The sequence below is a fragment of the Pseudomonas sp. 31 R 17 genome (assembly GCF_900004915.1).
Lineage (GTDB): Bacteria > Pseudomonadota > Gammaproteobacteria > Pseudomonadales > Pseudomonadaceae > Aquipseudomonas > Aquipseudomonas orientalis_A.
In genome coordinates this window covers 30843-43782 of sequence record NZ_CVTN01000035.1, presented here as the reverse complement: position 1 = coordinate 43782, position 12940 = coordinate 30843, and the positions used below count along the sequence as shown (strand labels likewise).

Annotated in this window: 12 protein-coding genes; 3 read left to right on the top strand and 9 right to left on the bottom strand. The window is 59.8% G+C overall.

What is annotated here, in order from left to right; all coding sequences use genetic code 11:
- Nucleotides 1–247 precede the first annotated feature (247 nt).
- A complete protein-coding gene (gene rpsI, locus BFP89_RS01985; RefSeq protein ID WP_002555064.1) occupies nt 248–640 on the bottom strand; it encodes a 30S ribosomal protein S9 in 393 nt (130 codons plus the stop codon).
- 14 nt (nt 641–654) lie between these two features.
- Entirely contained in the window at nt 655–1083 is a 429-nt protein-coding gene (rplM, locus tag BFP89_RS01980; protein ID WP_003171742.1) for a 50S ribosomal protein L13, read from the bottom strand.
- 249 nt (nt 1084–1332) lie between these two features.
- On the opposite strand from rplM, the gene BFP89_RS01975 reads away from it, so the two are divergent.
- Nucleotides 1333–2373, top strand: coding sequence for an NADP(H)-dependent aldo-keto reductase (locus BFP89_RS01975; protein ID WP_065883672.1), 1041 nt, complete (start codon nt 1333–1335; stop codon nt 2371–2373).
- 162 nt (nt 2374–2535) lie between these two features.
- On the opposite strand, the gene BFP89_RS01970 is transcribed toward BFP89_RS01975, so the two are convergent.
- Nucleotides 2536–3672 (bottom strand): acyl-CoA dehydrogenase family protein, encoded by a 1137-nt coding sequence (locus tag BFP89_RS01970; RefSeq protein ID WP_065883670.1) that lies wholly within the window; start codon nt 3670–3672, stop codon nt 2536–2538.
- A 220-nt stretch (nt 3673–3892) separates the two neighbouring features.
- On the opposite strand from BFP89_RS01970, the gene BFP89_RS01965 reads away from it, so the two are divergent.
- A complete protein-coding gene (locus tag BFP89_RS01965) occupies nt 3893–4813 on the top strand; it encodes a GlxA family transcriptional regulator (protein WP_170827557.1) in 921 nt (306 codons plus the stop codon).
- A 66-nt stretch (nt 4814–4879) separates the two neighbouring features.
- Here BFP89_RS01965 and zapE read toward each other — a convergent pair whose 3' ends face one another.
- The 3 genes from zapE to BFP89_RS01950 form a co-directional block, all read right to left on the bottom strand.
- Nucleotides 4880–5974, bottom strand: coding sequence for a cell division protein ZapE (gene zapE / locus BFP89_RS01960; protein WP_057724535.1), 1095 nt, complete (start codon nt 5972–5974; stop codon nt 4880–4882).
- Nucleotides 5975–6053: 79 nt separating this feature from the next.
- On the bottom strand, nt 6054–7406 hold the full coding sequence (locus BFP89_RS01955; RefSeq protein WP_065883667.1) for a tryptophan--tRNA ligase: 1353 nt from the start codon (nt 7404–7406) through the stop codon (nt 6054–6056).
- A 16-nt stretch (nt 7407–7422) separates the two neighbouring features.
- Nucleotides 7423–8052: an alpha/beta hydrolase gene (locus BFP89_RS01950; RefSeq protein ID WP_065883666.1), complete on the bottom strand. Its 630-nt coding sequence runs from the start codon at nt 8050–8052 to the stop codon at nt 7423–7425.
- Between the two features lie 146 nt (nt 8053–8198).
- Here BFP89_RS01950 and BFP89_RS01945 point away from each other — a divergent pair, with 146 nt between their 5' ends.
- Entirely contained in the window at nt 8199–8636 is a 438-nt protein-coding gene (locus BFP89_RS01945) for a YhcB family protein (protein WP_003171734.1), read from the top strand.
- 551 nt (nt 8637–9187) lie between these two features.
- On the opposite strand, the gene BFP89_RS01940 is transcribed toward BFP89_RS01945, so the two are convergent.
- The 3 genes from BFP89_RS01940 to BFP89_RS01930 all read right to left on the bottom strand — a co-directional run bounded on the left by BFP89_RS01940 (nt 9188) and on the right by BFP89_RS01930 (nt 12827).
- Complete coding sequence (locus BFP89_RS01940; protein WP_065883664.1) at nt 9188–10912, bottom strand: ABC transporter ATP-binding protein/permease; 1725 nt, start codon at nt 10910–10912, stop codon at nt 9188–9190.
- A gap of 99 nt (nt 10913–11011) precedes the next feature.
- Nucleotides 11012–11572 carry a response regulator transcription factor gene (locus BFP89_RS01935; RefSeq protein ID WP_003171731.1) on the bottom strand — a complete coding sequence of 187 codons (561 nt, stop codon included), beginning with the start codon at nt 11570–11572 and terminating at the stop codon, nt 11012–11014.
- Nucleotides 11565–12827, bottom strand: coding sequence for an ATP-binding protein (locus BFP89_RS01930; RefSeq protein WP_065883662.1), 1263 nt, complete (start codon nt 12825–12827; stop codon nt 11565–11567). The genes BFP89_RS01935 and BFP89_RS01930 overlap by 8 nt, the downstream gene beginning before the upstream one ends.
- Nucleotides 12828–12940: the final 113 nt, after the last annotated feature.

Sequence of the window (12940 nt, the reverse complement as noted above, 5' to 3'; positions counted from 1 at the left end):
TTTTTGGCCTGTTAAATCAGGCGTCTACTAAGTGTTGAATCTTTACTTATAAAAATTTTGACGGATGGTAATGAAAAGCCCCACGTATGACAAGGGAATTACCCGGAGCTCCACCCCCAGGCCTTGTAGTATAGGGGGTCTACGGATGTGGCAAGTTGTCACGGCGAAAAATCTGCATAAATCCCAGGCAATAAAAAACGCCCAGCTCCGTGAGGAGGCTGGGCGTTTTTGTGGAACGTAAAGCGAATTAACGCTTCGAGTACTGCGGACGCTTACGCGCTTTACGCAGACCGACTTTCTTACGTTCAACTTCACGAGCATCGCGAGTTACGAAGCCAGCTTTGCGCAGAGCGCCACGCAGGGTTTCGTCGTACTGCATCAGAGCGCGAGTGATACCGTGGCGGATTGCGCCAGCTTGACCACTTACACCGCCACCGATAACGGTGACGTAGATGTCGAACTTTTCAACGGTCTCGGTCAATTCCAGCGGCTGACGAACTACCATGCGGGCAGTTTCGCGGCCGAAGAAGTTGTCCAGGGAGCGGTTGTTGATCGAGATGTTACCAGTGCCCGGACGCAGGAAAACGCGTGCGGTTGCGGTTTTGCGACGGCCAGTGCCGTAATTTTGAGTCGCCGACATAATGAACTATTCCGTTAAAACTTCAGTTCTTGGGGCTGCTGAGCAGCATGAGGGTGTACAGCGCCCGCATAGACTTTCAGCTTGCGAAACATATCGCGACCCAGTGGGCCCTTAGGCAGCATGCCTTTGACCGCGATTTCGATCGGGGCTTCAGGCTTCTTGGAGATCAGGCCTTCAAAGTTGGAAGACTTGATACCGCCTGGGAAACCGGAGTGACGGTAGTACATTTTGTCTTGCGCTTTGTTGCCGGTAACACGTACCTGCTCAGCGTTGATGATGACAATGTAGTCACCGGTATCAACGTGCGGGGTGTATTCAGGCTTGTGCTTGCCACGCAGACGGCTGGCGACTTCAGTGGCCAGACGACCCAGGGTCTGACCAGCGGCGTCGACGACAAACCAGTCGCGCTGAACTGTTTCCGGTTTTGCAGTAAAAGTTGTCATTCTTTAATAGCCTCAGGGGCCGCCCTGTAAATTAGACGGCGGATCTTACTGAATAGTGCGTACTTTGACAAGGTCAAAGGCAGCCGGATACAGACGCTATCGGGGGCTCGGGTCAGCGCGTCCGTTCAACGGCAAGATTCTTCGGCAGGCGGCGCATCACTTCCACTGCAGAAAGAGGTGGGCAATTATGCAGATTGCGAAAAAAAATTCAACCTGCTTTTATGATTGTTTTCCCCGAAGGAGTACCCGATGGATTATCGACAGCTGGGCCGGACCGATCTGAACGTAAGCGCGATCGCCCTGGGCACCATGACCTGGGGTGAGCAGAACAGCGAGGCAGAGGCCTTCGCCCAGATCGAACGGGCCAAGGCGGCCGGAATCAACTTCCTCGATACGGCGGAAATGTACCCGGTACCGCCCAAGGCCGATACCTATGCCACGACCGAGCGTTATATCGGCAATTACTTCAAAAGCCGTGGCGACCGCGCCGACTGGATCCTCGCCAGCAAGATCGCCGGCCCCGGCAACACCATCGATTACATCCGCGACGGCCACCTGCGCCATAACCGCAAGCACATTGTCGAGGCACTCGACGCCAGCCTCAAACGCCTGCAGACCGACTGGATCGACCTCTACCAACTGCACTGGCCGGAGCGCAGCACCAACTTTTTCGGCCAATTGAGCTACAAGCACAAGGACGAAGACGACCTCACCCCGCTGGAGGAAACCCTCGAAGCGCTGGATGAGCAGGTCAAGGCCGGCAAGATCCGCCACATCGGCCTGTCCAACGAAACGCCGTGGGGCACCATGAAATTCCTTGCCCTGGCCCAAGCCCGTGGCTGGAGCCGTGCGGTGTCGATCCAGAACCCCTACAACCTGCTCAACCGCAGCTTTGAAGTGGGCCTGGCGGAAATCGCGATTCGCGAACAATGCGGCTTGCTGGCCTACTCGCCCCTGGCGTTCGGCATGCTCAGCGGCAAGTACGAGGGCGGCGCGCGTCCGGCCAAGGCGCGCCTGACGGAGTACAGCCGCTTCAGTCGCTACTTCAATCCGCAGTCGGAGGCGGCGTGCAGCCGTTATGTGGCATTGGCGCGGGAACATGGCCTGGACCCGGCGCAGATGGCGCTGGCGTTTGTGACGCAACAGCCGTTTGTGACCAGCAATATCATCGGCGCCACGAGCCTTGAGCAGCTGGACAGCAACATTGCCAGTGCCGAGCTGAAACTGTCGAAAGAAGTGCTGGAAGGAATTGAGGCGATTCAGAAGGATCATCCGAATCCGGCGCCCTGATTGACCTTCAGGCCGCCATCGGGGGCAAGCCCCCTCCCACACTTGACCCTGTTCACAGATCAAAATGTGTGGAAGGGAGCTTGCCCCCCACCTGACCCTGTTCACAGATCAAAATGTGGGAGGGGGCTTGCCCCCGATGAGGCCATCAGCCACACCACACAATCAAAGCGCCCGCGCAATGATCTCCTTCATGATCTCATTGGTCCCCGCATAAATGCGCTGCACCCGCGCATCCGCCCACGCCCGCGCAATCGGGTATTCCCACATGAAGCCGTAGCCGCCGTGCAGTTGCACGCACTCATCGAGCACCTTGCATTGCAGGTCTGTCGCCCAATATTTGGCCATCGCCGCAGTGGGCACATCCAGCTTGCCTTCCAGGTGCAGTGCCAGGCATTTATCCACGAACACGCGGCCGATTTGAATCTCGGTGGCCATCTCCGCCAACTTGAACCGGGTGTTCTGAAAGTCGGCAATCGCCTTGCCGAACGCCTTGCGCTCGCGGGTGTAATCCAGCGTCCACTGCAGCGCCGCCTCCGCTGAAGACAGCGCGCCAATCGCCACGGTCAGCCGCTCCTGGGGCAGTTCCTGCATCAGGTACGCAAAGCCCATTCCGGCCTGGCCCAGCAGGTTTTCCTTGGGCACACGCACATCCTGAAAGAACAACTCCGAGGTGTCCTGGGCCTTCATGCCGACCTTCTCCAGGCGCTTGCCCTTGGCGAAGCCCGGAGTATCGGCTTCTACCAGGAACAGGCTGGTGCCCTTCGCGCCGGCCTTGGGATCGGTCTTGGCGACCACGATCACCAGGTCGGCCAGATAGCCGTTGGTGATGAAGGTCTTGGAGCCGTTGATCACATAGTCATCGCCGTCCGGCACCGCCGTGGTCTTCACCCCTTGCAGGTCGGAGCCGGCCCCCGGCTCGGTCATGGCAATGGCCGTGACCTTCTCGCCCGAGACCAACTTGGGCAAGTATTTGTGTTTCAGCGTTTCGCTGCCGTAGTGAAGGATGTACGGCGCGACAATGTCCGAATGCAGTGAAAAACCAATGCCGGTCAAGCCCAGGCGACTGATCTCTTCGATCACCACCGCGCTGTAGAGAAAGTCCGCGCCGAGCCCTCCGTATTCTTCCGGCACGTGCGAACACAGCATCCCCGCCTCCCCCGCCTTGTTCCACAGACTGCGGTCGATATGACCCTGTTTTTCCCATTGCCCGTGGAAGGGCGCCGCCTCCTTTTCAAGAAAGGTGCCCACGCTGTCGCGAAAGAGTTCGTGCTCCGGGCTGAACAAGGTTCTGGCAATCATGGGTCACCTGCATGGATTGTCGGACAAAATCGATCCCACAGAGCCTATGCCGCGAATGCGTCACGGGACACTGGACACATGCGACAAAAAATAAGACGATCCAGCCGTCTGGTGACCACTTTCCCCTATAAGAATAAATGAAATTATGTCTAACCAAATCTCCACGCCCCTGCGGCGCGTCAGCATTCTGGCCATTGATCGGGTATTCGCTTCCACCCTCATGCAAGCCAAGGATTTTTTCCACCTCGCCAGCCTGCGTTATGGCAAGCAACAAGGCCTGGGCCTGACCCCTGCCTTTGAAACGCGCCTGGTCAGTCCCGACGGGCAATCGGTGCGCAGTTTCAGCGATGTGATCATGCCGGTGGACGGCGGCCTGGAAGACGCCGACATCATCGTGCTGCCGGCCTTCTGGGACGACTTCGACGCCATGTGCACCCGCTACCCCCAGGTGCTGCCGTGGCTGCGCGAACAACACGCCCGCGGCGCCGTGCTGTGCGGCGAAGCCACCGGGGTATTCTGGCTGGCCGAAGCCGGCCTGCTCGATGGCAAGGAAGCGACCACTTACTGGCGCTTCTTCACTGTATTCAGCGAACGCTTCCCCCAGGTGCAGCTCAACCAGGACAAGCACCTGACCGACGCCGACAACCTGTACTGCGCCGGCGGCACCACCTCAGCCTGCGACCTCTACATTTATCTGATCGAACGCTTCTGCGGGGCCAACATCGCCCAGGCCGTGGCCCGCGACATTCTGTATGAAGTGCAACGCAGCTATTCGCCGGGGCGCATCGGTTTCGGCGGGCAGAAGCTGCACCAGGATGTGATCATCCTGCAGATCCAGCATTGGCTCGAAGAACACTTTGCCGACAAGTTCCGCTTCGAAGACGTCGCCAGGGAGCACGGCATGAGCATCCGCAACTTCATGCGCCGCTTCCAGGCCGCCACCGGCGACAAGCCGCTGCATTATCTGCAACGCTTGCGCATCGAGACCGCCAAGGGCCTGCTGTCGGGCAGCCGCAAGAGCATCAAGACCATCAGCTATGAGGTGGGTTACGACGATGCGAGCTTCTTTGCGCGGTTGTTCAGGCAGCACACGGAGTTGTCGCCGAATCAATACCGCCAGCAATTCCAGCAGGCCGCCTAACTGGATATACACAAAACCAATGTGGGAGGGGGCTTGCCCCCTCCCACAGTTTGATTTGCATTGATCTTAGGGTTTGTGTCCGCGCGACAGGAATTCGTGGGACTGCATTTCCAGCAAACGGCTCAAGGTGCGCTGGAATTCGAAGTTCAAGCGCCCGCCGGTATACAGGTCCTTGAGTTCGACTTCCGCCGAGATGATCAGCTTGACGTTACGGTCGTAGAACTCGTCGACCATGTTGATAAAGCGCCGCGCGATGTCGTCGGTGGTCACGCCCATCTGCTCCACACCGCTCAAGATCACCGCATGGAAGATCTTGCCCAGTTCGATGTAGTCGTTCTGGCTACGCGGGCCGTCGCACAGTTGACGGAATTCGAACCAGGCCACGTCATCGCAGGTACGCAAGGCGATGATTTCGCGGTTCTCGATCATCAACTTGTCGTTTTCCACCGCCTGGGTGCATTCTGGCGTCAACGCGCGGAAGCTTTTCTTCAGGCTTTCGTGAGCCGCTTCGTTGAGCGGAAAGTGGAACAGCTCCGCCTGCTCGAGGTGACGCAAACGATAGTCGACGCCGCTGTCGACATTGACGATATCGGTGTTCTGCTTGATCAACGCAATGGCCGGCAGGAAGCGCGCGCGCTGCAGGCCGTCCTTGTAGAGGCCATCGGGCACGATGTTCGAGGTGGCGACCAGGGTCACGCCGTTCTTGAACAGCTCTTCCATCAAGGTGCCGAGGATCATGGCGTCGGTGATGTCGGAGACGAAGAACTCATCGAAGCAGATCACCCGCGCTTCGTCGGAGAAACGCTTGGCAATGATCGTCAGCGGGTTCTTTTCCCCCGGCAGGGTCTTCATCTCTTCATGCACACGCTTCATGAAGCGGTGGAAGTGGGTACGCACCTTTTCCTTGAACGGCAGCGCTTCGAAGAAAGTGTCCACCAGGTAAGTCTTGCCCCGGCCGACGCCACCCCAGAAGTACAGGCCCTTGACCGGCGTGTGGTCTTTTTTGCCAAACAGCTTGCTGAACATCCCCGGCTTGGTTTGCGAGGCCGCGACCAGGTCTTCATACAGGCGCTGCAAATGACGCACCGCATTTTCCTGGGCCGCATCATGGAAGAAGTCAGGGCGTTTCAGATCAGCTTGATATCGTTCTAGGGGCGTCATAATTTCGTTAGCAAGGCAACAAAAACGGGCCGTCACTGTAACGACGGCCCTGGATAATGGCAATCAACCCTTGGTCGGGTTAATCCTCGGAAGGCGCCAACGCGACGCGCAATGCAGCGATGGCGGCATCGCGAGAGGCTTCGTCGGCGAACTCGGCGCTGTCGGCCACAGCGGCGTCATCCAGCCATACGCTGAAGCGCCGGGCCTCGGTGCGTATGTCCAAATCACCGCTCTGCAATTGCCTGGTCACCGCGCCGGCCGCTTTGCCGTCGGCGAAGTGGCGCGACAGCAGCAGTTGCTCGCCGTCAGCCGCCAGCAGGCGGAAGCGGAAGCTGCCGTCGTCCTCACGAAAGCTCACGAAGCGCGCAGCCTTCGCTGCTTTCTTCTTGGTGGCGACCGGCGCCGCAGCCTGGTTGACGAACGAGCGCAGGCCCACCGCTTCGCGCAGCTCAGCCAGGAACGGCGCCGCCACGGCACGGGCTTTTTTCGCGCCGACCAGCAGCAGGTCTTCCATGTCGGACGGGCGCGACATCAGTTGGTGATAACGTTCGCGCGCCTCACCGAGTTGCCCGTCGAGCAGTTGGAACAGACGGTTCTTCGCCTCGCCCCAGCCCAGGCCTTGCAGCAGCTCACCACGGAATTCTTCTTCCTGGGCCTTGGTCGCGAATGCCTGGTACAGGGTGAACAGGTGCGAGTTGTCCGGGTCCTTGGCTTCGCCTGGCGCGCGCGAATCGGTGACGATCCGCGAGATCGACTCCTTCATGTCCTTGGCGCTGGTGAACAACGGGATGGTGTTGTCATAGCTCTTGGACATCTTGCGCCCGTCCAGGCCCGGCAAGGTGGCGACGCTTTCTTCGATCAACGCTTCAGGCATGGTGAAGAATTCTTTACCGTTGCCGAACAGGTGGTTGAAACGCTGGCCGATATCACGGGCCATTTCCACGTGCTGGATCTGGTCGCGGCCGACCGGCACCTTGTGCGCGTTGAACATCAGGATGTCCGCCGCCATCAATACCGGGTAGCTGTACAGGCCCATGCTGATGCCCGCGTCCGGGTCTTCGCCGCTCTCCACGTTTTTGTCCACCGACGCCTTGTAGGCGTGGGCGCGGTTGAGCAGGCCCTTGGCGGCCACACAGGTCAGCAGCCAGGTCAGCTCGGGGATCTCGGGGATATCGGACTGGCGGTAGAACGTCACTCGGTTCACATCCAGGCCACCGGCCAGCCAGGTCGCGGCGATTTCCATGCGCGAGCGCTGGATGCGCTGCGGGTCATCGCACTTGATCAGGGCGTGGTAGTCGGCCAGGAAGTAGAAGGAATCGGCATTGGCGTCTTCGCTGGCAAGGATCGCCGGGCGGATCGCACCGGCGTAGTTGCCCAGGTGCGGCGTGCCGGTGGTGGTGATGCCGGTGAGGATGCGGGTACGGGTCGTCATGGGTGATCGCTTGTCGTCAATTCGAAAGGCGTGGCAGCACCAGATCCTTGAGATCGGTCAGCTTGCCATGAAAAAAGTGTCCGCATTCTGCCACTTTCAGCAGCGTATGGGGGCGATTCAAGGCGGCGGACCAGTCGTAGACAACTTGCGGGTCGACCACTTCGTCGGTTTCCGGCTGGATCAGGGTCAACGGGCATCCCTGTGGCAGCACATCGGTGTCGCGCAGACGCATCACGGCGGCGGCGACCATGAACAGGTGCGCAAGCTTTTCGCCCTTGGCTTCCAGGCGGCCACCGAGGCTTGCGGCCACATAGCCGCCGAAGGAAAACCCCAGCAGGGTCAGCGGCAACTGCGGGTGTTTTTCACGCAACCAGGTGGCGGCCGCTTCGGCATCGTCGACTTCACCGCTGGCCATATCGTGGGAACCGGCGCTGGCGCCGACGCCACGATAATTGAAACGCAACGTAATCAAACCGGCATCGCGCGCGGTGCGCTGCAGGGTCGACACCACTTTATTGAGCATGGTCCCGCCCTGCACCGGGTTGGGGTGGCAGATCAGCGCCAGGCCACGTGGTTCGGGGTGATCCAGATACAGGGCTTCCAGTTGGCCCACCGGGCCATCAATCAAAACGGGGGTTTCACGCATGAGCAAGGATGAACTCCGTGACCTCTCAAGGGGTCGACTCGTCTAGCTAAAAGTCTGTGCATGGCATCATTGCGAGCTTAATCGCGGTATACAGCGCAGGTTTGAGCCGTTAACGTAAAGCAAAGCCGTTTATAGAGGAAGGACTCGTGGAACACTCGCTCTTAGTTTGGTTGTTGCCGACTCTTGCCCTGGTTGCCGGTGTCGCCATTGGATTCCTGGTTGCTCGCCTGCTGCCGAATGCCGCGCCTAACCGCACGCAACGTCAGCTGGATGACATTCAGGAACGTTTTGACAGTTATCAGAACGAGGTTGTTACCCACTTCAACAGCACCGCGACCCTGGTCAAGAAGCTCACCCAGAGCTACCAGGAAGTACAGGATCATCTCGCCGATGGCGCAAACCGCCTGGCCCTCGACGACATCACCCGCCAGCGCCTGCTGGCCGCGCTGCATTCCGATGCACCGCAAACCCCACGGGAACGCCTGACCCCGCCCCGGGAAAACCAGGAACCGCCGCGGGACTACGCGCCAAAAACGCCGAACGCCCCCGGCATGCTGGATGAGCATTACGGTTTGAAGAAGTAATTCATTCAAGCCATTAAAAAGCCCGGCTGATCGATGATCAGCCGGGCTTTTTTTGTGGACTCTCTCCAGAGAACAATCGAGATCCAATGTGGAAGGGGGCTTGCCCACGATGAGCATAGGTATCTACACAACTCAGCAGCGCCAACCGTAACCACGATGCGAAGCGAGTCGCTCTTGATCTGGCTTTTGATCTTGATCTGCTTGTGATCCTAGGCGCCCCGTTAAACCACGCTGGCCGAACGCAGGCTTGAATCCGTGGGTAACCCGGCAGGACGCCGGGTTAGCCGCACTGGGCCAGGGATGGCCCATTGCGGCGGCCCACGGATTCAAGCCGGAGAGAGGGCACACCGAGCCTAGGCGAGGTGCCGAGTGGTGGGGCAAGAGCGTTTTGCTTACTTTTGCGCTTTTCAAAAGTGAGCCGCTGTAAAAGCGGAACCATTAGCAGCCGTTACCGCAGAAACGGATATGTACTCGGTCTGATCCAACATCCTGGTCGGCCCAGAGGCCGCCATCGGGGGCAAGCCCCCTCCCACACTTGACCCCACATGACCTTAGGCCGGTTGTTGTTCCTGCAACCGCCCACCCTCGATCCGCACATGCCTTTCATGGAAGCGCTTGAGACTGCTGCGATGGCCGACGCTGACGATGCTCAACCCCGGCAGTTCATCGATCAGCGCCTGATACAACGTCGCCTCATCCTCCTCATCCATGGCCGAAGTCGCTTCGTCCATGTACAGCCACTGCGGCGCGAACAATAACGCACGGGCAAAGGCCAGGCGCTGTTGCTCGCCGGGCGAGAGCATGCGCTGCCAGTGGTTGGCTTCATCCAGGCGACCCACCAGATGCGGCAGGCGACAGGTTTCCAGTACTTGTGCATAACGTTCTGCCGGATAGACGCTGTCGTCCTGTGGATAACTCAACACGGCCTTAAGCGTGCCAATCGGTAAATACGGCTTCTGCGGCAGAAACAGATAGCGCGTCGCCGGCAGGCGAATGCTGCCATGGCCAGCCGGCCACAGATGCCCCATCGCCCGCAGCAAGGTGCTCTTGCCGCTGCCGGAACGCCCGCTGAGCATCACGCGCTGGCCAGGCTCCACGGTCATGTCGGCGTCGATGAGCAAGTGACGGCCGTCGGCCAGGTCCATGCCCAGATTCTTGATCACCAGGTGTTCGCCTTCAGGGCGCACATCGATGGCCGGGGCACGCTGCTCGTTGTCGCTCATGGCCTGCTGGAAACTCAGCAGACGGTCACTGGTAGCGCGCCACGACGCCAGTTCCGAGTAGGCGTTGATAAACCAGCTGAAGTTCTCCTGCACATTGCCGAACGCCGAGTTGATTTGCATCAGCTCGCCCAGTTCGATCTTGCCGGTGAAGTAGCGCGGCGCGGCCACGATAAACGGGAAAATAATCGCTATCTGACTGTAGCCGGCGGTAAAGAAGGTCAGGCGCTTGGACACTTTCATGATGTCCCAGAAGTTGTGCCAGACCTTGCCGAAGCGCGTGCTCAGGCGCTGCTTTTCATTCGATTCGCCGTTGTACAGCGCGATACTTTCGGCATTTTCACGTACCCGTACCATGGAGAAACGCAAGTCGGCTTCGAAGCGCTGTTGCTGGTTGCTCAAGCCGATCAGGCGACGCCCGATCAAGTGCGTCAGCCAACTGCCCACGGCGGCGTACAGCAGCGCGCACCAGAACATGTAGCCGGGAATGGTGAGGCCGAACACCTCGATGCTGCCCGACACGCCCCACAGGATGATCGAGAACGACACCAGGCTGACCACGTTGCGCAACAGCCCAAGGCCCAGGCTCAAGGTGCTGGAGGTGAACGTATTGAGGTCTTCGGAAATCCGCTGGTCCGGGTTATCGGTGTAGCCGCCCTGCTCCAGCTGGTAGTAGTTCTTGTGGGCGAGCCAGCGTGCGAAGTGCTGTTCGGTGAGCCAGGCACGCCAGCGGATGGTGAGCATCTGGGTCAGGTACAGGCGGTACACCGCGCCCAGGATCGCCACGGCCGCGATACCGCCGAAGTAAACGATCAAGTGCCAGAAAGCAGCCGTGTCCTTCTTCTCCAGCGCGTTGTAGAAATCCTTGTACCAGTGGTTGATCCACACCGAGATCGCCACGCTGAACAGCGACAAAGCAATTACGGCGGCCAGCAGCAACCAGGCCCTGCCCTTCTCTTCACTGCGCCAATACGGCGTGATCATGGCCCAGGTTCGGCGGAAGAATTGCCCGCGCACCGCATCGTTGACCGCGGAATATTCAGCGTTCTGATTCATTGTTCAGGCTCGGTAGGAAAACATCACAGGCGTTTGAACCGATCATAGGTGATCGGTTCGTGCATCCGTGCAGCCTGAAGCGGGTTGTTCAGTCGCCGTTCAGCGTCGTACCGGGCGCTTCTGCAACTTACGCTGCAAGGTACGCCGGTGCATGCCCAACGCGCGAGCGGTGGCGGAGATATTGCCTTCGTGCTCGGTCAGTACGCGCTGGATGTGCTCCCACTGCAGGCGGTCCACCGACATGGGGTTTTCCGGAACCAGGGTATCGAGGTCGGCGTGCTCGGACAGCAGCGCGGCGAGCACGTCATCGGCATCCGCCGGCTTGCACAGGTAGTTGCAGGCGCCACGCTTGATGGCTTCGACGGCAGTGGCGATGCTGGAATAGCCGGTGAGGATCACCACGCGCATTTCCGGGTCGAGTTCGAGCAGCTTGGGCAACAGCACCAGGCCCGAGTCGCCGTCCATTTTCAGGTCGAGCGCGGCGTAGTCCGGCAGGTCGGCCTGGGCGATGGTCAGGCCTTCTTCGGCCGAGCCTGCGGTGCTGACGCGAAAACCGCGACGGCTCATGGCACGCGCCATCACGCGGGTAAACGTGGCGTCATCATCTACCAGCAACAAATGCGGCAGTTCTTCGCCTTCGACTTGGATCTCGTCACTCATCGATATCTCCTCGTGCGACACGGGGCAGGCGCAGCTCGGTGAGCGTACCGCCTTCCTCATGACTATAGAGCTTCACTGAGCCGCCCGCGCGGGTCACGCTGGCCTTGCTCAAAAACAGGCCCAGGCCGAAACCTTTGCCCTTGGTGGTAAAAAACGGTTTGCCGATCTGCTCGGCAATGGCCAGCGGCACGCCCGCGCCGTGGTCACGAATGCTGATGGTGACGTTTTCCGCGTCCCAGTCCAACTGCACGCCCAGGCCTTCAGGGCAAGCGTCGGCGGCATTGTTCAACAGGTTGAGCAAGGCCTGGGTGAGGTCCGGCGGCGGCGCCATGCGCGGTACGCTGCCCTGGCCCAACAGAGTGAAACGGTAACTGGCTTCAGGGCGCATCAGGTGCCAGCGGTTCAGGGCTTCGTCGAGCCACTGGGTGACATCCTGCATCTCGACCGCCAGACGCCGATTGGCTTCGGCGGCGCGTACCAGTTGCTGCAGGGTCAACTTGCACTGCTTGACCTGTTCCTGCAGCACGCTGAGGTCATCCTGCAACGCCGGGTCGTGATGGTCCTGGGTCATTTCCTTGAGCAGCACGCTCATGGTCGCCAGCGGCGTGCCCAGCTCATGGGCGGCACCTGCCGCCTGCGTGGCGACCGCCAGCAATTGCTGGTCGCGCAGGCCTTCTTCGCGGCGAATCGCACGCAGCTCTTCCTGACGGCGCAACTCTTCGGCCATGCGCGCGGCAAAAAACGTGATAACGGCGGCGGACAAGGCAAAGCTGAGCCACATCCCGTAGATCTGCAGATTTTCCCGGGCGATCGGAAAGGTCTGCAGTGGATAGAATTGCGCCAGGAGCAGCGTGTACAGCGTCAGCGCGATGCCCGACAGCACTACCGAATAGCGCCACGGCAGGGTCACGGCGGCAATGGTCAGCGGCACCAGGTAATAAGACACAAACGGGTTGGTGGAACCGCCGGAGAAGTACAGCAACACACTGTGGATAAACAGGTCGCAGGCCAATTGCAGCGCGTATTCCAGCTCGGTGACCGGCCAGGTGGTGCGCAAGCGGATGGCGGTAAACGCACACAGCACGCTGGAAAAGCCAAGGGTCACGGCCAGTTGCAGCCAGGGCAGCGGCAGCAGGTCGAACCAATAGGCGAGCCCGACGGAACCGGCCTGTGCGGCCAATACCAACGTGCGGATGAACGTCAGGCGCCAGAGGTTCTGGCGGGTGGCGGAAGTCAGTTTTACGGCGGCGAGCATGAGCTCTCCCGATGAGCGCTGCAGGCGGATCGGCACGAGTATAAACGAAGCAGACCCGCCGGCACGGCGCGTGTGGCTCTTTGACGCAGGCGGGGCACATGACCGTTCGTCGG